This is a genomic window from Legionella quinlivanii (assembly GCF_900461555.1).
Taxonomy (GTDB): domain Bacteria; phylum Pseudomonadota; class Gammaproteobacteria; order Legionellales; family Legionellaceae; genus Legionella_C; species Legionella_C quinlivanii.
This window is the reverse complement of the sequence record NZ_UGOX01000001.1, coordinates 2672634-2692746: the sequence shown is the minus strand read 5'-3', so window position 1 is coordinate 2692746 and position 20113 is coordinate 2672634. Positions and strand designations below refer to the sequence as shown.

Sequence of the window (20113 nt, the reverse complement as noted above, 5' to 3'; positions counted from 1 at the left end):
GTTGGTTGGGCTTTTTGTCTAATGGCGCTGCCCTAAGGCTTAAACCCATACTCCCTACGTCCCTCGGCTTGTCCGAGGGATCCAGGAATCTCATGCCAGGATTGGATCTCTGGCTCACCCGGACAAGCCGAGGGACGCAGATAAATATGTTAAGGCAGCGCCATTAGGCTTTATGCCCAACTGACCAGTTCGATAAAGGAAGTTAGCCGCTATGTCTCTGCAGCAAAAGTTCTCAATCTATAGTGAACAATGCCCATCAAGAAATGTCTTTGAGAAAATCAGTGACAAATGGTCAATTTTGGTAATTAATTGTCTACTGGATGGAACTTGTCGGTTCGGGGAACTGAAACGGAAACTTGAGGGGATTTCCCCAAAAATGCTCACTCAGACATTAATTAAGTTGGAGCGCCTTGGCTTTGTAGTCAGACGATCCTTTCCTGTTTTACCTTTAAAAGTGGAGTATTCATTAACCTCCCTGGGTAATGAATTAGGTAAAATTCTTGGAACTTTAAGGGAATGGACTGAGTCTAATATGGAGGCAATAATGCTTTCCAGCAGTCAGTTTGATGAAACAAGAAAGCCCTAGCTATTGTTTAAACCATTTAAGCAATGTCTCTTCACCCAAATTATCATAGATATAAGATAAATAATCTGAAAGCTCGCGCTCATAATTGTCGCTGGGCAAATGGTCTTCTGCAATGATTGGTTCATGGTGAAAGAAATCGCCGTTTAGGTATTCATTGCAGAAATGCTGATAATCTTTGGTGAACAAAAGGAAAGTGTGCCACATATTATCAATTTCCGACATTTCCGAATGAATGACACAGGAAAAATTTAATAAATCATTGTTTGGATTTTTCTGCTTTTCTGCTTTGTGTTTCTGGCATAACCAGATATATTTCATCAATTCTTTCAAGGCATCTTCTGCTTGTAAACTTGCTTCAGGATAGTCTCTGGCGTATCGAGAGATAAGTTTATTATTTTTATAATTAATCAGTACATCCAGTTTTGGCACACACATAATACTCTTCCTTAATTTTTGCATGCACCATTTTTTAACGTGGTGCATGCGCTATTCCTAGCCAGCACAGGTGCCAGGACCACACCATCCTTTACTAATATTTGCAAGTTTCGCCTGGACAATTTTGTTGATAATAGCTTCCTTCATGGAACTCTCCGGTTTGTTGAAATCGTCATTGAGATTATAAAAGTCCTATTAATCAGTCAATTAGTTACCATTTGGTAACTAAGTAAGCTGGTGTAAGTATAGAAGTGGGGATATTATTTTTCTTGAAGAAATCGTAAGGAAAGTCCTCTCGCCCCTCAGGGGAGAGGGTTAGAGAGAGGTTTTTTTTCCTCGAAGACTCTAGCCTATCGAATGTCTAATCCATGAAGGCCAGCGCTTGACTGCCTGAATAACCTGTTTTATTTTGGGTGAGAAATAATTGTATTGAATTTTATGAATGGCATGTTTAGGTAATAAAAGCCAATAGCGGCCTTGATTTTTCATGTGTTCACCAAGATAAGCTGCTTTCTCACTGGCTCCCCAGTAGATATCGCCTCGTACTAATCCACGAATAGCGCCTCCCGTATCCTGAGCAATCATCAGACGTTTAAATTGCTTCTGTGGCTCATTTGGTACAGGAACTTTGGTAACCAGCCAGAGGGGAGCGCCTAGCGGAATCCATTGACGATCGATTGCCAGGGAATAACCCGGTGTTAAAGCCATTCCCTGGGCACCCAGTGCCGCCGGTTTTTTCAGATTCTGGAAAAAAACAAAGGATTTGTTCTGGTGAAGAATGGGGTTTACTTTTCCGGGATTATTTGACAGATAGTGCTTAATAGCTGTCTTGGACGCATTATCTTTATTCATAATGCCTTTTTTGATTAGAACGCTGCCAATTGACGTATAAGGTGCGCCATTTTCCCCTGCATAGCTAAGGTAGAGATCTTTACCGTTCTTTAGTCTGACAACAGCAGCTCCCTCTATTTCCAGAAATAAGCGATCTACAGGGCTGTTGATCCAGGCAATTACAGGAGCTTTATGGTTTAAAACCCCTTTATCAATCTGTTCACGGGTATACGAAGCGCTTCGCTTGGCCGGCATTCCATAAATAGGGGTATTGTAGACTTTAGAGCGAGTCAGGCTGCCTTTAACCAGCGGGGTGTAATAACCGGTAAAAACTCCTTTGCTGGGCTTTTTTTTGCCGAATTCAATAGGATAAAACCATTTTTCAAAAAATTGTCTGGCTTCTTCCTCATAGACATTATTCATGGATAGGGCGGCTTTACACGCCGGCTGCCAGTCTTCAGCTTTTAAATTAATTTGCTTTGAACCCACTGGATGATCAGGATCTTTTTTCAGAAATGTTTCGCAGGATTTTCTGAAAGCAGACAAGGACTTCTTGACATCTGCTTCCTGCCAGCCGGGCAGCTTGTAATAGGGGATTTGTTTCAGTGTCAGCTGATTAACTACCATCGGGGCAGCAGGTTTTTGATTAACCATCGCTTTGGCCAAAGGAGCTTTGATAAGGGGTAAATGCCCAGAGCTCTTAGTGTATGGTATGGATGGGATTACGCTTACCAAGGCATTCTGCGATGGAGCCTGGAACTTTCTCTGGGGTAAAAAACCCAGCGCGCTACTAAAAATGCAAATGGTTGCGAGAATTATGTAAACTACTTTTCTTTTCATCGGTGTAATTTTACACAATATGGAATTAAATACAACATTTATTTTAAATTGTCAGAATGCTGTGCATAATGCACAGCACCTGGCAAGAGGGAAACTACAATTAATACAATTACTCTTCGAGATTCGACATGGAAACGGCATGATAACCCGCATCCACATGAATAACCTCACCTGTAATACCTGAGGAAAGGGAAGACGCTAGAAATGCTGCGGTATTCCCTACTTCCTCTGCGGTCACATTCCGCTTTAAAGGCGTTGTATTCGCATAGGCATTCTGCATTTTACGGAAATCCTTAATGCCTGCTGCTGCCAGCGTTTTGATGGGCCCGGCAGAAATCGCATTCACTCGTAAACCGCGGCGACCCAGGCTTGCTGCGAGATAGCGTACAGAGGCTTCAAGGCTTGCTTTGGCTATACCCATGACATTGTAATTCGGTACTGCTTTTTCAGCGCCGTAATAGCTAAGTGTGATCACAGAGCCTTCTGTACCCTCCATCATTGGCAGAGCCGCTTTGGCAAGACCAATCAGACTATAGGCACTGATATCGTGGGCAATATGAAAACCTTCACGGTTGCAGGACTCAATAAAATCACCGCTTATCTGATCGGCTGGTGCAAAGGCTACAGAATGAACCAGAATATCGAGTTTATCCCAGTGAGTACCCAATTGTTCAAATACTGCATTCACCTGCATATCATCAGCAACGTCGCAAGGAAAAGTAAGTTGTGAGTTAAATTCAGCCGCCATTGATTCCACACGACCTTGCAGTTTTTCACTTTGGTACGTAAAGGCAAGTTCCGCGCCTTGTTCATGGAATGACTTGGCAATTCCATAAGCTATGGAGCGATTACTGGCAAGACCAACGATTAATGCTTTTTTGCCGTTTAAGAAACCCATAAGACTCTCCTTTATTCATTGTTATGCATGGCCAGAAGCTCACGCATTTTTGCCTGAATCATATCAATCGCAATTCGATTTTCACCGCCACGAGGAACAATAATATCGGCATAGCGGCTTGATGGTTCAATAAACTGCAGATACATTGGCCGCACGGTGGTTTCGTATTGATGCACCACAGACTCAAAAGAGCGATGACGCTCAACCACATCACGTTTTAGCCGGCGAGTCAGGCAAACGTCAAGAGGCGTCGACATAAAGATACGAATATCCATAATTTCGCGCAGTGCTTTATCGGAGAATAATAATATTCCTTCCAGAACTATAATGGCATGCCGGCCGACTGAGCGGGTTTCCGGTAAACGGAGATGTTTGGAGTGTGAATAAATGGGAATATTGACTGATTCGCCGCGACGCAACAGTTTCAAATGTTCACAAAGCAAGGCATGATCAAAAGCGTCCGGATGGTCGTAATTGATTTTTTCACGTTCGGCAAAAGGAAGATGGCTATTATCTTTGTAATAGGCGTCTTCGGAAATGACGACAACTTGCTGAGAACCGAGTTCGTTAACAATAGTATTTGCAAGCAGGCTTTTACCGGAAGCCGAAGGCCCGGAAATGCCAATAATAATGGGTTGTTTACTCATGATGTCAGGCTTTATAACTTTGGGCCTGATGGTAAGCGTTTATCAATTGAAATTCAATGTTTATAGCTTGAAATTAGTGTATTAATTTTGAGGACTCATAGCTCAGTTTTGATTTTTTTCAACAAAACATACACTGCGCCATTGCCCCCATCTCTCGCTAAAGCACTATGAAAAGCAAGGACTTGAGATAGTTGTGGCAGCCAGTAATTAACCAGATTTTTCAATATAGGTTTTTCTCCTCGTAACCCGCCTTTTCCATGGATAATCAATACACAACGATGACCGGCTAAGGTTTCTTTGCTGATAAAATGAATAAGCGCTTCACGGGCTGAATCCGGGGTCTTGCCATGTAAATCAAGTCTTGCCTGAATGTGGATGAGGCCGGTTTTTAACTCACGCATTCTTTTGGATGGAATTGGGTGAGACGTCCAGGATAAAACAGAATCGCTATGCAATTCGTCACGATAGGTATCAGATAAAAAAACAGTGGGTAGAGGACGCTCTGCAAAGGTTGTCTTTTTGGAAGGAAGCGGTAGGGGCTTTGCAGACTGTTCGACTATTTTATTCGATTGCCGAAGCGGTTTGACCGATTGCATTGCATTTCTAAATAATGCTTTATCTTCATCGGATAAATTGTCTTCAGCCATACATTAAGCCTCTTAATATTACTCTGGAAATCAGCGCGCTTGCTATGTAAATGCGACCAAGAGTATTCTTAAACACATCTATTTAATTATACAGGGTTTATATGACGAATATTAATATTGTTTTGGATCTTGAGCCCTCTGAACAGAATAACGGTATCCTTAGACGCGGAATCATTGATTTTAATGTGGCTCATCTGGGAGAAAAAGCGTCTAACTGCAGTGTGTTTGCGCGTGATGAGAATGAAAAGATTATTGGAGGGGCAACTCTTTGGGTACATAGCGACGCGGCTTATATCGATATTTTGTGGGTTGAGGAGGCGTTTCGCCAGCAGCGTATCGGCTCTGCAATCATGAAGGTAGTTGACGATTATGCCAGAAAACAAAATCTGTCCGCCTTATTTGTTGATACCTTTGACTTTCAGGCTTTGGATTTTTATTTAAAACAGGGGTTTCAATTAGTGGCCGAGATTAAAGCCTATCTGCTAAAGCATGATCGCTATTATTTACGCAAGGATTTATCGAATGCGGGAATCTCATCTCTGAGCTAACGCCAACTGAAGAATGGATTCCCGCATTCGCGAGAAGGCGTTGTTGGTAAATGAAGATAGGCGTAAAAAAAACCGTCTTTGCGAGCATTAGCGAAGCAATCCAGATCCTGGCTTTGTTCAGGTTTCGATCTGGATTGCTTCACTTTGTTCGCAAAGACATGTTTGTTGCCTGGTTCTATTTACGCAACAATGCCTCGCGGTAATGACAGAATGTTCCGTAACCTAGCAGGACATCGCATGAGTGCAGGAAATGGGGAAGGATTCATTCAGCGCTACGTGAGCTGCTTCCTCCTTGTTTTTCTCTTTAGAGTTCTGAGTTTTCATGAATTGTATGAATACAGGATTATCACAGGCTTTTCTGCCCGAATGATTACGAATTCTGGGATTAGCTCCCGCATCCACTAAATGTCTGATAACTTCTGTTTTATTTCTCCCCTGCAAAGCGAGATGGAGTGGAGTATTTCTCTGTTTATTCATAACATCCACTGATGCTCCTGAGGTAATCAGAAACGCAACGATATCATCCAGACCCAGGCGCGAGGCATGATGTAATACTGTCATGTGTTTCTTGTCTCTGACAGAAAGATCGGCGCCTTCACGAATACAGATTTCCAGTAAATCTTTTCGCTTAAGCCGGACAGCATAATGAGCAGCTGTTTCTCCCATATCATCCTGAAAATTCACATCAGAGCCTGCTTTCAATAAAAGACGCATACAGGTGGCTTGCTTTTTAATTACAGCCCAGAGCAGAGCCGAGCGCCCAAAGCGTTCATCGGGTTCATCCAATTCCTCATTGTGAGTTTTTATCCTCTGGAGCAATACTTTTAATTCAAAAACCATCCCTTTTGAAGCGGCGCGGCGTAAGGCTTCGTCCAGATCGGGATACTCTGATTCTCCCCGTTTCAGCAGGGTAACACAAACTCGAAGGTACTTTTCTTCCAGCTCTTGAAGCGCAGACGGATTGTTCTGATTGATAAAACCAAGTAATCGCGGACCTAGTCGTCCCTGGGCTGTTGCTACAATTTCAGCATTCGCTGTTTTCATAATTTGACAGAGCAAGTTCTTGCCTAAACATGATTTGAGGTATTCGCTGTCTGCATTTTCAAGAGGTTTTGCTGCAAATAATAGCTCAGCAAACAGAATCACTATTTTCCTTGTTTGTGGCGAATCGCTCATCCTTAATAGTAGAAGCGATCTAAGTGTTTCAAGATAAGAGTCAACAAAATCAGCATTGTGCTCTGTGTATTGATAAAATGGCAACTTTTGATCTACGAATGCTTCCAGAGTGCTTTGAGTGCCCGTTGTAACGATCAAATCGCCGGAAGAGTGAGACATCAATTGTCTCATCAGTTTATTTTCCACTATTGCATGATGATGGATTACGGCCGGTTCAATATTACCCTGGGCCAATAAAATTTCGTTCATTTTCCCTCGCAGAAAATCAATCTCCTGCGTTGAAAAATCACCGAGCAGCATTAACTGATGCTGGCCTGTGATTTCGGTGTAATTCGTTATTGCTTTCCAGCTTGCGTTAAAATTATGATTATTTACGTAGGCAAAACTATAAGCCCTGTTGGGAATTAAAGCCGCTTGTTCCTCATTTAAAAGAGGTAACTGATTAAGCGGGGTTATTGCGGTGATACCTAGTCGGTCCGGACCAAGGCCTGTCGAGCTGAAGATTTTTTGCGAAGGTGGAAGATAGAAAAACAATTCAGGCTGGTCTAAATAATTCTGAAAATCTATCTCTTGCGTCATCCAGTCTTCGGAGAAATCGGGTGCATTGGGTGCTCCTGCAAAAATGTACTTGGTCTCAGGAGAGAATGCTGCGAGCATCAGATTACCATCTGCCGGTTTACAACGGTTTGCATCAATAAATGCAAGCATTGAGTTTTGCTCATCAGTCAAGTCTTCGAGAGCAATAACGGATATACCCAACTCAGTTAAGTGAGAACCGCAAAGCGCTTGGTAGTGATGCATGCTTTCGCGAGTTGTGGTCAAAACCAGCTGGATGTTTTCCGGGTTATTACTTACCAGGGTTTGATGCAGGCTTTTAGCAATTTGTATCGCCAGCATGTAGTCACCTGAAGCGGTAGGACTTAGGCATTGAGCAAAAATGGCAATAAATTTAGACATTCTTTTGGGACTTTAATAAACAGCAGGCCAATTTACAGTAAAAAACTTAAGAGAATATTATGTGGAGTCCCCTGGCTTCTACGTCCCTCGGCTTGTGTCCGAGGGATCCAGGCAATGCGTCTGATAGGCAAACGCATTTTAAAACTCACTACCATTATTATGGATACCCCGCATAAAGCGGGGTACGTAGGCTCTTATAGAATGGTTAAATTTTGTGACCATTTCTCAGGGTTTAACCGCATAATCCAGGAACGTTCAAAAACAGACATTATCTATTCTTCAAATTATCAGGCAGTTCAATATTTTTTTTGTTAACGATAAGATCCCTTATCACCTGGCTATCAAACTCAGGAGGATGATCCCCTTTAATATAAAGATATAAGGCACTGTTAAAAATGGCGTTAAAAGTCGTATTAACAATCAGCCATAATCCAATAAAGACCAGAACAAAGGCCATACTATACTCGTTAGCTACTGACTGGAGCTGTGGCTTAAGCAGGTTAGCAATCAGGCAAAAGACGGCCACAACAGCGGCGATAATCAGAAAAAGAATGAAATTAACAATCAGGAGCTTGCGCCATCCTTTGCCGAGCATTCTGACCGATTGCTTGATTGCTGTAATCGGACCGACATTTTCAGCAACCATCACCGGCATGACAAAATAGGTTATCACTGACCAGGAGAATCCGAAAATCGCACTGAGTATATCAGCAACCGTACTATGGCTTCGTTCAAGGTAGTGGAAAAAGCTGGCGATGGTAGCGCTGATTAAAGTCCAGCCCAGCAAGGGGACCGTTTTTTTCAATGTGCTGGCCATTGCCTGGAAAATATTCATCTTCTGACCTTGCAGGCGGTGAATCACACAGGTAATTAAAGAGGCATTAAAAAATATGGTGATGAAAGCCAGTACAAAATAAAAAGCGAGGATGACTATAAAGAAGATAGGTTTTTGGTGCTGATAGAGGTGCATAATATGGTTAAATTCAAAAAATGAACCCACAAACAAACCCGCAACCGCAATAATTACCGCCAGCATGCTGAGAATGGGCAAAATAAGCAAGGCCGGATTTTTCATTAGAAAACGAAAGCAGGATACCAAAAATTGCCAGCCCGCATGAAAACGTGGTGCGTAAGACATAAGCGTTCTCCACTATGAATTGGAATTAAACGGTTTAAGCATGGGAACCAGTAAATGGCTGTCATAGTCTCCTCCGCCATAAATGCGGCATAAGCCTGTTTGACTCGGTTCATATTTGCTCAGTTGCGATAAGAAAATGTTCCGGGAGAAAAACCACTTTCCTCGCAGTTCCAGCCGCAATTGATCACCCTGTTTAAAGAAAGTGGCAGAGGGAAGCAGTGATAGTTCTACCAAGGCAATCTCTCCTGATTTTAGAAACTGTTGCTCCTCAAAGCGATGCTCCGGTTTCCAGAAAACACTTTCTGCTTCGTCAATTTTACGCAAGGATATTTTTTGCCAGCCTTTACTCACAATATCAAAGCCAAATCCATAACTTCCTTCAAAGTAAACTTCTTCATCCTGATGAAACTTGCGGATTCCTGCAAAAAGGTTCATATCCTGAGTATCGGCCAGCTCTAGCCACAGCTTAAGTTTCATCGGGCCAACAATCTGCAAATCAAAAGGGCAGGTAAAAGTGAGTTGCAAGTTATTCTCAGGTAGAGAGAAATCCCGATGATTCTTTTTATCCGAGTGATTTTTTTCACTTAAGGTCTGGGCTTCTGGATGCAAATACAAAGTAAGCCATTGAGTGTCAGGCAAAGGCCAGGTATTGTGGTAGCTGGTACTATGAATCTGATCACGGCTTTCACGGACTTCCAGTCGAACACCTGGGGTTGATAGCCAGTTGTTTGACTTGTCTTTAAGAAAAAAGTCAAAAAAATCCAGTTGCGTTTTAAGTGCTTCCTCACTGTAATAACTGGACCATTTACCCCCTCGGTGTGTATACAGCCATTTATGTTTTGACTGAATCTGTTCATACACACGAAACGAGCCATTAGTATGCAGACATTGGTCTGAAAAGCTTCCGCAGATGAGCGCAGGCACTTCAATCGCCTTTAGATCAGGTACCCTGGCTTGCCACCAGCTATCTCTTGTAATACGTTGCATTTGCTGGGTGCGTAGTTCAGGGTTTATCATGTGCGTCCAGAACGCATAAAAGCCATCTTCACGAATTCCGCCAGGGCGTGCCAGGTCTTTATAGACATCACTGAATCCTTCCCAGGGGCAAATCGCGGCCAAGTGAGGAGGGTGTAAGGCTGCAACCCGATACTGACTCAATGCCAGATAGGAAACGCCGTTTAAGCCTATTTTTTGATTGGACCAGGGTTGCTCTGCGGCCCATTCGATAAGCTCATAATAATCCTGCGCTTCGGTATCGCTTAGCAAATCAAGTTTTCCCTCAGATTTTCCGGCACCTCGCATATCTCCGTTAATGACCGCATACCCATTTCTGACCCAGAAATCGGGATCAGGGGCCTCCCAACCAGTTAAAGAGGAGAAATGCGAAGGGCTTAGCTGACGTATGAATCGATAGGCCTTTAAAGGCTTATAACGCCCAAATAATGATTTTTTGGGTAACTGGTCTTTGTCATAGGGGTGAAAACAAATCACTACCGGATGCTTTAAACTGTCATCAGGCCGATACACATTGACACTGAGCAAAATCCCGTCTCGCAGACGTATTTTCACGTCTTTTTCAATAATCATGGGAGTTTTTGGTGCGTAGATATCGGTAGGCGGGGAAATAAAATATCGAAGCCGTTTTAAAATATAAACCAATCGAGACTCACTCATAAGGTTTTACTCTGGGGCGCTATAACTTAATGGTTGACTATAAAATGATTTTTTTCAACAAGGAGCCTTGTTTTTACAAGTTTTGACACAAACCAGATTGGGCTGTGAGCCTATATGGGTCTGGTTTGCTCTGATTGCACTCAAAAATTCACGAGCTTAAGCTGTTTTTTTCCATGGTCTTTGCCTGTTCAAACAGTTCGAATTTTCCCAGGTCGCTGACTGTCAGATTTTCCAGGTTGTTTTCAAACCACTCAAGATAGGCTTGGGCTTCTTGCTCGTGCTGTAAGCGCAAATGTGAAAGCTGACTGAGAATAAAATTTTTCGTTACATAATGGGTGGCCTGATAATATTGTTTGATCACTGCTCGATATTCATCGCTGATTTTGATTTCCAAAGAAGCCTGGCGGTTATCGGCTTGTCCGAAAAATCCGCGGCTGGACTGAGTATTACGTACATCAGCAAGACTGTCCTTTTTCATCTGATCTACCTTATTCTATTATGTTCAACTTCTCAGTTTGGACCATTATAAAAGGACTGACAAGTCCTGAATTGTACTCGGCCGGCTGTTTTCTGAAAATTGGTTTACAATTAACAAAAAGACAGGAAAAACAATCATGAACGAAGTGGATATTTTAAAAATGTTTTACGACGAAATGGTTGCCAGAGGGGTCACTCGCGAACAGGTATTTCTCGACCTTGAAGAAGAGGCTGCCAGCAGATTGAGTGACAAACTTGGAACGCCCGTATCAGTAGAAGCGATGCAAAAGCTGGCGGATGCCTGTATAGCCAATGAATGGCTTGAGCGGACCACTATTGATCCAGGCTATAAATTCTTATCGCTGACGGCCGCTGGCTTACAAATTGTATTGAATAATGAATATATCTGAGGAAGCCCCTCGCTTCCTCTATACATTGTGGGTGTTTATTTCGCAATTTGCGCTGCGATACTGCCGAAAATGAGAACGGCTTAGTGTTTTAGCTTGTTCCTCATCAACAACCAATTCAATCACGCGTTTGAATTTTGTGAAGAAGGCTGGAATTTCATCGGACAGATTCAGCAAAATATCATGAAACCCCCGCGGCTCCTGCTGATAGCCAATTTGAATGACCGGTGGAGGCTCAGGACCTTCACCCTGTAGATTGTGAGGAATGAAGCTGTCATCCTTAAAAGTCCACAGCAACTCGTCAAGGCTTTCTGCTTCTTGCCGGTCATTGCAAAAAACAAACACCTGATGGCCTCGTAAATAGGCTTTTTCTAACAGACGACAAGCGAACTGCAAAGCGGTTTGCTTGTCACTGCTGCCTAATAAATAAAAATCAACGCGAACTGGCGGCATGGCGTAAGAACTGAATTAATAAAGGAACGGGCCGGCCGGTTGCGATGCGCTTTTTGCCTGAAACCCAGGCTGTACCTGCGATATCCAGATGCGCCCAGCGGTATTTTTTAGTGAAACGGGAGAGAAAGCAGGCTGCGGTGATGCCTCCCGCGCTTCGGTCAAATGATGCGTTGATCATATCCGCCAGCGGGCTATCGAGAGCATCCTGATATTCCTCATCAAGAGGCAGGCGCCAGCATTTGTCGCCGCTTTTTAATGAAGCGGCAGTGATTTGTTCTGCCAATGCCTCATCAGAAGTCATAAATCCGGTAGTGATCGTGCCTAATGCAACAACCATCGCACCAGTTAATGTGGCGATGTCAATGACCAGTTCGGGATTAAACTGTTCAGCGTAGGTGAGGGCATCTGCCAGCACCAAACGGCCTTCGGCATCAGTATTTAAAATCTCCACAGTTTGCCCGGACATGCTGGTCACAATATCGCCGGGCTTGACAGCACTCCCGCTTGGCATATTTTCCGCACTTGCAATTAAACCAATCACATTAATCGGCAGTTTAAGCATTGCACAGGCTTTGAGAGTGCCAAGTACGCTGGCTGCTCCCGCCATATCGTATTTCATTTCGTCCATCGCATTGGCAGGTTTAATTGACAATCCGCCAGAATCGAAAGTAATTCCCTTGCCGACCAGAACAACAGGGGCCTGACTGCCATTGCCATTATAAGCCAGTTCAATAAGGCGAGGCTCTTCAAGGCTTCCCTTGCTGACAGCCAGCAAAGCACCCATGCCCAACTCAGTCATTTCGGGAATACCAAGAACACGGGTTTTTATTTGCGAAAAGTCTTCGGCCAGTTTCTGAGCCTGTTCTGCAAGAAAACTGGGAGTGCAGTGATTGGCAGGCAAGTCGGCCAGACGCCGGGTTAACCGGATGCCTTCTGCAATCGATTGCGCAGTCGACAATGCAGTATCGCTGGTGTTTGGCAGGTAAAAATCAATCGCCTCCAGGCTATGTGGCTTTTTTTGCCGGGTTTTATAATCAGTTAACTGATAACAAAGGCTGTCCACTGCAAGCAGCATCTGGGTCAGCTGCCAGTCAGCATCCTGTTTGTTAATTGCAGGCAGGGCTATACAGGCTTTTTTGATTTTCTGCTTTAACAGTGCCATTGTGATTTCTTCAACACGTTTTCGCAGGGATGAGGCTTTAAACTCAGACTGCTTACCGCAATGCAGCAGCAATAGGGAGCGGCCATTGATATCGCTTTGCCAGACACTGTCGCCTGCTTCGTTAATTTTAGCCATGAGCCGCGGCAGTAAAGCAACCAGCTCGGCATCATCGATTGTTGAAAATTCATCGGCTCTGGATTCTGAAAACAGTCCCAGCACCAGACATTCATGTGAGGCATCCTGCAATGATTGGATTAATCCGTAGTTCATTTGACTTCCTATAAGACGCAAAAACTGGTAGTTTACCCAATCTTGGATATCATTCAAATGGTTTTAATTATTCGAGACCAGGCATTAAATTGCAGCCTGTCGCAGTGCAGGAATTCGTCTCAGTAATATGATTAATTTATATAGAGACCGAAGGTCGTGCTTATATTCCGTTATCTGGCAAAAGAAGTTTTTATTACACTGGCATCGCTTACCAGCATTTTAATGCTCATTTTCATGAGTAATCAGTTTGTCCGTTATTTAAATCGTGCTGCCAGCGGGCAAATCCCAATTGTCATTATCATGAAACTGATGATGCTTGAATTACCTAATCTGATGGGATTGCTTCTGCCATTGGGCTTTTATGTAGCACTTCTTGTTGCTTATGGCCGCCTTTACGCCGAGAGTGAAATGACTGTATTGCAGGCTTGCGGATACGGGAATTCGCAATTACTGAAGCACAGTTTCATTCTGGCAATTATTGTCACTGTCATTGTCACCGCGCTAACCTTGTGGGTAAGTCCTGTGATTGCCACAGAAAGGGGCAAATTACTGCGTACCACTGGAATACAAACCTTAATCCAAACGATTGTTCCCGGGCGTTTTCGCGGTATTTCCGGGGGAAAGGAAGTGTTTTATGTGGAATCAATGAGCCGGGATCACAGCAAGGCGAAAAATATCTTTCTGGCTAAACAGGTGATTAAGGATTATCAATTTCAGTGGGATATATTGTGGGCTGAGCAAGCTTATGCACAAACCGATCCCGAAACCATGGAAGATTATTTAATTTTACAAAATGGCAGTATCTATCAGGGGCAACCCGGCCATGCGGATTATCAGGTTGCTGAATTTAAGGAATACAAGGCCAGACTGCCGCATCCTGATATTAAAATTGACAACGATATGCGTACCGCAACGACTGCTTCCTTATTTCCCTGGTTTAATTCTGATCCCAAAAAAGCGGCTGAGCTACAGTGGCGGATTTCCATACCGCTGATGGTACTGACATTAACGCTGGTTGCTGTGCCGCTGAGCCGCGTCAATCCGCGTTCAGGGAAATATGCCAAATTATTACCCGCTATTGTGCTGTTTATCATTTATGCCAATTTCATGTTTGTGGCTCGTGACTGGATTGCCGCTGGTAAATTACCGATCTGGATAGGGATGTGGTGGCTGCATCTGATTGTGGCTGGAATCGGTTTGTTATTAATCTGGCGAAACAGGGTGAAGCTGGCATGAAATTACTGGATCGCTATATCGCTAAAAATGTTCTGCTGGCTATTGGCCTGGTTACGCTGCTGCTCGCGGGTTTGCAAATCTTCATTCTTATGGTTAACCAGCTCGAGGATCTTGGCCGCGGGGATTTCGGAATCATTCAGTCGGCGATTTATGTGTTATTGCAAATGCCTTATCAGGTCTATCTATTTTTTCCAATGGCAAGCTTGCTAGGTTCATTAATTGGTCTTGGCGTTATGGCCAACAATCGCGAGTTGGTGGTAATGCGTGCGGCAGGAATGTCTATTGGCCAAATAACAATGGCAGTTTTAAAAGCGTCCCTCATTCTGATTGTTCTGGTTACGCTCATTGGCGAAACTGTAGTGCCAAAGCTTGCCTATTATGCGAATGATGTCAAAGTGCAGGCCATCAGCGGCGGGCAGGCTCTTAGAACCTCTCATGGCGTCTGGCTTCGTTATCAGAATGATTTTATTACCATTGGAACCGTGCAGCAGGATAATACCCTGGTTGATGTGAGACAGTATCATTTTGACGAACATCATCAGATGACTTTTGCACGTCAAATCTGGACGGTAAAATTTTATGATAATAGCTGGTGGGCAGAGAATATCTCGCAGACCTTGATCAATAAAGATCATACAGTGATTCAGCATATCGATAAAATGCCCTGGGATGTCGCTGTTAAACCGTCTATTCTCAATGTCAGCAGCAGTGAACCGGATGAGATGACTTTGAAGGAACTCCGGCAATATCTGCGGGCTCAGAAACAAAATCATCAGACGGCATTAAATTACCAACTCGCCTTCTGGCAGCGAATTATTCAGCCTTTTACTACTGTGGTAATGATGATTCTTGCCATTCCCTTTATCTTCGGGCCGCTACGCTCATCAACAATGGGATCAAAATTACTGGCGGGAGCGACTATGGGTTTTGGTTTTCATATCATTAACCGTTTTTTTGGTCCAGTGAGTCAGGTACTGCAATGGCCGCCAGTGGTAGCGGCACTTGGACCCACAATCTTATTCGCCATTTTAGGCCTGTATCTGATGAAACGGGTCAGATAATGGTTATACGTCATTTGATTGAAGCAGTGGCTAATCCATTTTTTTTATTGATTTTATTCTTTGCTTTTTTACTTTACAAACTGGGAAAATCGACTGATTCACGGCCTCTTTTTATTGGGTTCAGTATTTTTTTTGCTTTCTTGCTAGTGATAAGCACCGGCTGGTTACCTCAACTCCTTACCCACTCCCTCGAAAAACAATATCTCCCGGTAAAGAAAATCAACCCGGAAGTCCAATGGATAGTGGTACTGAGTGGTGGGCAGACCGAAATTGAAGGTTTACCGCCGCAATCCTTACTATATTCGGCCTCGGTCAAACGCGTCCTTGAAGGCTTGCGTTTGTGGCGGCAAAGCCCGTCAATCAATCTGCTGCTCTCAGGTGGCGGCTATGGTCAAGAGAAAGCAGAAGCGTTTCGTATGCGTAAACTCGCATTATTGTATCCTTTGGATACCAGCAGGCTGCAGATAGAAACAGGTTCATTAAATACCGCCGATCAGGCTGTCGCCATAAAAGCATGGGTCAAGGATAAACCTTTTTATCTGGTGACCTCGGCAATTCATATGCCAAGAGCAATGGCACTTTGTGAAGCCCAGGGCTTGCATCCGATTGCAGCTCCTACCGATTTTACTTTGTATTGGGGAGACGAGCGCTGGCAAAAAACAATCATTCCTAATGCGCAGAATATGGTGTTTCTCAATATTGCCTTGCATGAACTGATGGGGCTGGCCTGGGGCAAGGTCAGAGGTTTGTTATAAAACTAAAGATAAGATAGGATCTTTTAACTAAAATCGTTAGAATAGGTCACTCAAACCGTTTTCTAAGTTGTCATGCCAAAACGTACAGATATTAAATCCATTTTGATTCTCGGTGCAGGCCCAATTGTTATCGGTCAGGCTTGTGAATTTGACTACTCGGGTACGCAGGCTGTGCGTGCTTTAAAAGAAGAAGGCTATCGCGTCATTCTTGTTAATTCCAATCCGGCGACCATCATGACCGATCCGGAACTGGCCGATGCGACTTATATCGAACCTGTTCTATGGCCAGAAGTAGCCAAAATTATAGAAAAAGAGCGTCCCGATGCGCTGTTGCCCACTATGGGTGGTCAGACTGCTTTAAACTGTGCGCTTGATTTGGCAAAGCACGGCATCCTCGAAAAATACTCTGTTGAAATGATTGGTGCGACCAAGGAAGCGATTGATCGCGCCGAGGATCGTGATCGTTTCCGTCAGCTGATGAAAAAAATTGGCCTTGAAATGCCGCGTTCGGCAATCGCTCATAGCATGGAGGAAGCGATTCAGGTTCAGGCTCAATTAGGTTTTCCGACCATTATCAGACCCTCCTTCACTATGGGCGGCAGTGGGGGCGGTATCGCATACAATCGTGAGGAATTCGAAGAGATTTGTACGCGCGGTCTTGATATGTCGCCGACGCATGAGTTATTACTCGATGAATCAGTTCTCGGCTGGAAAGAATTCGAGATGGAGGTAGTGAGGGACAAAAACGATAATTGCATTATCGTCTGTACCATTGAAAATTTTGATCCAATGGGAGTGCATACCGGGGATTCGATTACTGTCGCTCCTGCGCAAACATTGACCGATAAAGAATACCAGCGTATGCGTGATGCCGCCGTTAAGGTATTAAGGGCGGTGGGTGTGGATACCGGAGGCTCGAATGTCCAGTTTGCCATCAATCCTGAAGACGGCAGAATGCTGATAGTTGAAATGAACCCGCGGGTTTCCAGAAGTTCGGCGCTCGCCTCAAAAGCAACCGGCTTTCCAATTGCTAAGATTGCGGCAAAACTGGCGGTTGGTTATACCCTGGATGAATTGGATAATGAAATTACTGGCGGCAAAACGCCAGCTTCTTTTGAACCCAGTATTGATTACGTGGTAACAAAAATTCCCCGCTTTAACTTCGATAAATTCCCCCAGACCTCAACCACTCTGACGACTCAAATGAAATCAGTAGGTGAGGTTATGGCAATTGGCAGTAATTTTCAGGAGTCATTGCAAAAGGCGATACGGGGCCTGGAAATCGGGCGCAATGGTTTAAACAGTTTGTTTAAGAAAGGGGAAGATTTAAGCCGGCTTAGAGGGCATTTACGTGAGCCTACTCCGGATCGTCTATGGTATATTGCCGACGCCTTTCGCCAGGATTTAACGCTGGAAGAAATTCAGCTGGAAAGCAAAATAGATGCCTGGTTCCTGTACCAGATTCAGGATCTGGTTATGCAGGAGCGGGCAATTTACGGAAAGACGATTACTGATCTGGATCAACAGCAGCTTCTGCAATTAAAGCGGCATGGATTTTCTGATGCGTTTCTTGCGAAAATTTTATATTGCCGGGAAGAGCAGGTACGTCAGCATCGGCTGGCTTTAGGCGTGAAACCGGTTTACAAGCGCATCGATTCCTGTGCAGGCGAATTTCCCAGTTCCACCGCGTATTTGTATTCCTGCTATGAGGGCAGTTGTGAAGCGCGCGCTGAATCTGATACAAAAAAAGTGATGATTCTCGGAGGGGGACCTAATCGAATCGGGCAGGGAATTGAATTCGATTACTGCTGCGTCCACGCGGCGATGGCATTGAGGGAAGAAGGTTACCAGACCATCATGGTCAATTGTAATCCTGAAACTGTTTCCACCGACTTTGACACCTCGGATCGTCTGTACTTTGAGCCGCTCACTCTGGAGGATGTGTTATCCATAGTGGATGTTGAAAAACCGATGGGTGTTATTGTGCATTACGGCGGCCAAACCCCTTTAAAACTGGCCAGAGATCTGGAAGCGAATGGTGTACCCATAGTGGGAACGTCACCTGACGCTATCGACAAGGCAGAGGATAGAGAGCGCTTTCAGAAAATGGTGGCGGAACTTAATCTGCACCAACCTGCCAATGGCACAGTGCGCAGTACGGAAGAAGCCCTGGAAGTTGCAAAACGCATCGGCTATCCATTGGTGGTAAGACCATCTTATGTTTTGGGTGGGCGGGCAATGGAAGTAGTTTATCAGGAAGAAGATTTGCGCTATTACCTCGAACACGCTGTAGCGGTTTCCAACGACTCTCCGGTGTTGCTGGACAAGTTTTTAAATGATGCCATTGAAGTAGATATTGATGCCGTCTGTGATGGACAGGATGTCATGATTGGCGGGATCATGGAGCATATTGAGCAGGCCGGTATTCATTCCGGTGATTCAGCCTGTACTTTACCGCCTTTTAGTCTGAGTTCGGTAGTTCAGCAGGACTTAATTGAACAAATCAGACAAATGGCTTTAAAATTAGGAGTGGTCGGCTTGATCAATGCGCAGTTTGCTATCCAGGCTGATGATATCTATGTGCTGGAAGTGAATCCAAGAGCTTCTCGGACGGTACCATTTGTTTCCAAGGCAACCGGTCTTCCTCTGGCAAAAATTGCAGCGCGCTGCAAATTAGGGCAAACTCTAAGGCAACAAGGATTAAGTCAGCATTATCCGATGCCGGCTTTTTACTCCATTAAGCTGCCTGTATTTCCGTTTATTAAATTCTCTGGTGTGGATTCCATTTTAGGACCTGAAATGAAATCGACTGGCGAGGTAATGGGAATTGCCAGGCGCTTTGGACAGGCTTATGCAAAAGCACAGCTTGGAGCCGGGGGCAACATTGTTAAACGGCGCCGTGCCTTCGTGTCAGTGAGGGATGCGGACAAAACACGAATTGGTGAAATTGCCAAGCGTCTGATTCAATTGGGATTTGAGATTATTGCGACCCGGGGTACAGCCCTGGTATTGCATGCAGCAGGGATAGACTGCCGCAGAGTATATAAAGTGGCAGAAGGAAGACCTCATGTGGTTGACTTCATCAAGAATAATGAAATTGATTTTATCGTCAATACCACAGAAGGAAAGCAGGCCGCCGCCGACTCGTTTGCAATTCGTCGAAATGCCTTACAACATAAAGTGAGCTATACGACGACTCTGTCAGGTGCCGAGGCAGCTTGTCTGGCAATGAAATATGAAGACCGTGAAACGGTTACTCGTTTACAAGATTTACATTAGAGGTGGATATGCATAAGCATCCAATGACAATTGCAGGTGCAGAGGCACTGAAGAAGGAATTATCTCATTTAAAAAGCGTTGTGCGTCCGCAAATCATCGAGGCGATTGCTACTGCCAGAGCGCTTGGCGATTTAAAGGAAAACGCAGAGTACCATGCAGCCCGTGAGCAACAAAGCTTTACCGAAGGACGTATCAAAGAGCTTGAAGCCAAAATTTCTCATGCTCAAATCGTGGATATCAGTAAGCTTGAAAATAATGGCAAGGTAGTTTTCGGCGCAACAGTAACGATTTGTCATACAGAGACAGGGAATGAACTCAGTTATCAGATAGTCGGTGAAGACGAAGCTGACATAAAATCGAATAAAATTTCCTACAGCTCTCCCATCGGCCGCGCGTTGATTGGCAAACAGATTGACGACACAGTGGTTGTTGAAACACCAGGGGGCAGGGTGGAATATGACATTATTGAAGTGGATTATTTAAACTGAACACCTGCTGTCATTGCGAATGAAGTGAAGCAATCCAGATCGAAAGCTGAACAAAGTTGGGAGTTGGATTGCTTCACTGACGCTCGCAAAGACGGTTTGTTGTGTACCTGGTTTAACTTATACAATATGCCTTACACAAACCAAGGCA

At 44.2% G+C, this 20113-nt stretch carries 19 protein-coding genes; 8 read left to right on the top strand and 11 right to left on the bottom strand.

Annotation, left to right across the window (positions count from 1 at the left end):
• Positions 1-211: 211 nt before the first annotated feature.
• A complete protein-coding gene (locus tag DYH61_RS11445) occupies positions 212-586 on the top strand; it encodes a winged helix-turn-helix transcriptional regulator (protein ID WP_058507660.1) in 375 nt (124 codons plus the stop codon).
• On the opposite strand, the gene DYH61_RS11440 is transcribed toward DYH61_RS11445, so the two are convergent.
• The 5 genes from DYH61_RS11440 to DYH61_RS11420 form a co-directional block, all read right to left on the bottom strand.
• Positions 587-1021, bottom strand: a complete 435-nt coding sequence (locus DYH61_RS11440) for a glycine-rich domain-containing protein (RefSeq protein WP_058507659.1) — start codon at positions 1019-1021, stop codon at positions 587-589.
• Positions 1022-1366: 345 nt separating this feature from the next.
• Positions 1367-2506 (bottom strand): murein transglycosylase A, encoded by a 1140-nt coding sequence (gene mltA / locus DYH61_RS11435; protein ID WP_065236151.1) that lies wholly within the window; start codon positions 2504-2506, stop codon positions 1367-1369.
• 295 nt (positions 2507-2801) lie between these two features.
• Positions 2802-3590 carry an enoyl-ACP reductase FabI gene (locus tag DYH61_RS11430; RefSeq protein WP_058507658.1) on the bottom strand — a complete coding sequence of 263 codons (789 nt, stop codon included), beginning with the start codon at positions 3588-3590 and terminating at the stop codon, positions 2802-2804.
• Positions 3591-3601: 11 nt separating this feature from the next.
• Positions 3602-4237 (bottom strand): uridine kinase, encoded by a 636-nt coding sequence (gene udk / locus DYH61_RS11425; RefSeq protein ID WP_058507657.1) that lies wholly within the window; start codon positions 4235-4237, stop codon positions 3602-3604.
• A gap of 95 nt (positions 4238-4332) precedes the next feature.
• The gene (locus DYH61_RS11420; RefSeq protein ID WP_058507656.1) at positions 4333-4884 is read right to left on the bottom strand and encodes a Smr/MutS family protein; all 552 of its coding nucleotides are present in this window, start codon (positions 4882-4884) and stop codon (positions 4333-4335) included.
• A gap of 101 nt (positions 4885-4985) precedes the next feature.
• On the opposite strand from DYH61_RS11420, the gene DYH61_RS11415 reads away from it, so the two are divergent.
• Positions 4986-5432: a GNAT family N-acetyltransferase gene (locus tag DYH61_RS11415; RefSeq protein WP_058507655.1), complete on the top strand. Its 447-nt coding sequence runs from the start codon at positions 4986-4988 to the stop codon at positions 5430-5432.
• Between the two features lie 222 nt (positions 5433-5654).
• On the opposite strand, the gene ankY is transcribed toward DYH61_RS11415, so the two are convergent.
• From ankY to DYH61_RS11395, 4 genes are all read right to left on the bottom strand, one after another.
• Positions 5655-7565, bottom strand: coding sequence for a Dot/Icm T4SS effector AnkY/LegA9 (ankY, locus tag DYH61_RS11410; protein ID WP_083499214.1), 1911 nt, complete (start codon positions 7563-7565; stop codon positions 5655-5657).
• A 268-nt stretch (positions 7566-7833) separates the two neighbouring features.
• On the bottom strand, positions 7834-8703 hold the full coding sequence (locus tag DYH61_RS11405; protein ID WP_058507653.1) for a DUF6159 family protein: 870 nt from the start codon (positions 8701-8703) through the stop codon (positions 7834-7836).
• 12 nt (positions 8704-8715) lie between these two features.
• A complete protein-coding gene (locus DYH61_RS11400; RefSeq protein ID WP_058507652.1) occupies positions 8716-10377 on the bottom strand; it encodes a CocE/NonD family hydrolase in 1662 nt (553 codons plus the stop codon).
• A gap of 148 nt (positions 10378-10525) precedes the next feature.
• Positions 10526-10855 (bottom strand): hypothetical protein, encoded by a 330-nt coding sequence (locus DYH61_RS11395; RefSeq protein WP_058507651.1) that lies wholly within the window; start codon positions 10853-10855, stop codon positions 10526-10528.
• 136 nt (positions 10856-10991) lie between these two features.
• Between DYH61_RS11395 and DYH61_RS11390 the strand changes: the two genes are divergently transcribed.
• A complete protein-coding gene (locus DYH61_RS11390; protein WP_058507650.1) occupies positions 10992-11264 on the top strand; it encodes a hypothetical protein in 273 nt (90 codons plus the stop codon).
• A gap of 18 nt (positions 11265-11282) precedes the next feature.
• Here the strand turns inward: DYH61_RS11390 and DYH61_RS11385 are convergent, their stop codons facing one another.
• Together DYH61_RS11385 and DYH61_RS11380 are read right to left on the bottom strand one after the other, a co-directional pair.
• Entirely contained in the window at positions 11283-11714 is a 432-nt protein-coding gene (locus DYH61_RS11385; RefSeq protein WP_058507649.1) for a DNA polymerase III subunit chi, read from the bottom strand.
• Positions 11695-13146, bottom strand: a complete 1452-nt coding sequence (locus tag DYH61_RS11380) for a leucyl aminopeptidase (RefSeq protein WP_058507648.1) — start codon at positions 13144-13146, stop codon at positions 11695-11697. Before DYH61_RS11380 ends, DYH61_RS11385 begins: the two co-directional genes overlap by 20 nt.
• Before the next feature lie 156 nt (positions 13147-13302).
• Between DYH61_RS11380 and lptF the strand changes: the two genes are divergently transcribed.
• From lptF to greA, 5 genes are all read left to right on the top strand, one after another.
• The gene (gene lptF, locus DYH61_RS11375; protein ID WP_058507647.1) at positions 13303-14382 is read left to right on the top strand and encodes an LPS export ABC transporter permease LptF; all 1080 of its coding nucleotides are present in this window, start codon (positions 13303-13305) and stop codon (positions 14380-14382) included.
• On the top strand, positions 14379-15443 hold the full coding sequence (gene lptG / locus DYH61_RS11370; protein WP_058507646.1) for an LPS export ABC transporter permease LptG: 1065 nt from the start codon (positions 14379-14381) through the stop codon (positions 15441-15443). Before lptF ends, lptG begins: the two co-directional genes overlap by 4 nt.
• On the top strand, positions 15443-16198 hold the full coding sequence (locus tag DYH61_RS11365) for a YdcF family protein (RefSeq protein WP_058507645.1): 756 nt from the start codon (positions 15443-15445) through the stop codon (positions 16196-16198). The genes lptG and DYH61_RS11365 overlap by 1 nt, the downstream gene beginning before the upstream one ends.
• A gap of 72 nt (positions 16199-16270) precedes the next feature.
• Positions 16271-19477, top strand: a complete 3207-nt coding sequence (carB, locus tag DYH61_RS11360; protein WP_058507644.1) for a carbamoyl-phosphate synthase large subunit — start codon at positions 16271-16273, stop codon at positions 19475-19477.
• An 8-nt stretch (positions 19478-19485) separates the two neighbouring features.
• Complete coding sequence (gene greA / locus DYH61_RS11355; RefSeq protein WP_058507908.1) at positions 19486-19965, top strand: transcription elongation factor GreA; 480 nt, start codon at positions 19486-19488, stop codon at positions 19963-19965.
• Positions 19966-20113: the final 148 nt, after the last annotated feature.

Coding starts and splice junctions, on each gene's coding strand:
- ankY (WP_083499214.1), bottom strand. CDS start 7,565: ATGTCTAAATTTATTGCCATTTTTGCTCAATGCCTAAGTCCTACCGCT.
- DYH61_RS11400 (WP_058507652.1), bottom strand. CDS start 10,377: ATGAGTGAGTCTCGATTGGTTTATATTTTAAAACGGCTTCGATATTTT.
- DYH61_RS11445 (WP_058507660.1), top strand. CDS start 212: ATGTCTCTGCAGCAAAAGTTCTCAATCTATAGTGAACAATGCCCATCA.
- DYH61_RS11405 (WP_058507653.1), bottom strand. CDS start 8,703: ATGTCTTACGCACCACGTTTTCATGCGGGCTGGCAATTTTTGGTATCC.
- DYH61_RS11430 (WP_058507658.1), bottom strand. CDS start 3,590: ATGGGTTTCTTAAACGGCAAAAAAGCATTAATCGTTGGTCTTGCCAGT.
- DYH61_RS11365 (WP_058507645.1), top strand. CDS start 15,443: ATGGTTATACGTCATTTGATTGAAGCAGTGGCTAATCCATTTTTTTTA.
- carB (WP_058507644.1), top strand. CDS start 16,271: ATGCCAAAACGTACAGATATTAAATCCATTTTGATTCTCGGTGCAGGC.
- DYH61_RS11385 (WP_058507649.1), bottom strand. CDS start 11,714: ATGCCGCCAGTTCGCGTTGATTTTTATTTATTAGGCAGCAGTGACAAG.
- DYH61_RS11380 (WP_058507648.1), bottom strand. CDS start 13,146: ATGAACTACGGATTAATCCAATCATTGCAGGATGCCTCACATGAATGT.
- greA (WP_058507908.1), top strand. CDS start 19,486: ATGCATAAGCATCCAATGACAATTGCAGGTGCAGAGGCACTGAAGAAG.
- DYH61_RS11415 (WP_058507655.1), top strand. CDS start 4,986: ATGACGAATATTAATATTGTTTTGGATCTTGAGCCCTCTGAACAGAAT.
- mltA (WP_065236151.1), bottom strand. CDS start 2,506: ATGGTTAATCAAAAACCTGCTGCCCCGATGGTAGTTAATCAGCTGACA.
- DYH61_RS11420 (WP_058507656.1), bottom strand. CDS start 4,884: ATGGCTGAAGACAATTTATCCGATGAAGATAAAGCATTATTTAGAAAT.
- DYH61_RS11395 (WP_058507651.1), bottom strand. CDS start 10,855: ATGAAAAAGGACAGTCTTGCTGATGTACGTAATACTCAGTCCAGCCGC.
- lptG (WP_058507646.1), top strand. CDS start 14,379: ATGAAATTACTGGATCGCTATATCGCTAAAAATGTTCTGCTGGCTATT.
- DYH61_RS11440 (WP_058507659.1), bottom strand. CDS start 1,021: ATGTGTGTGCCAAAACTGGATGTACTGATTAATTATAAAAATAATAAA.
- udk (WP_058507657.1), bottom strand. CDS start 4,237: ATGAGTAAACAACCCATTATTATTGGCATTTCCGGGCCTTCGGCTTCC.
- DYH61_RS11390 (WP_058507650.1), top strand. CDS start 10,992: ATGAACGAAGTGGATATTTTAAAAATGTTTTACGACGAAATGGTTGCC.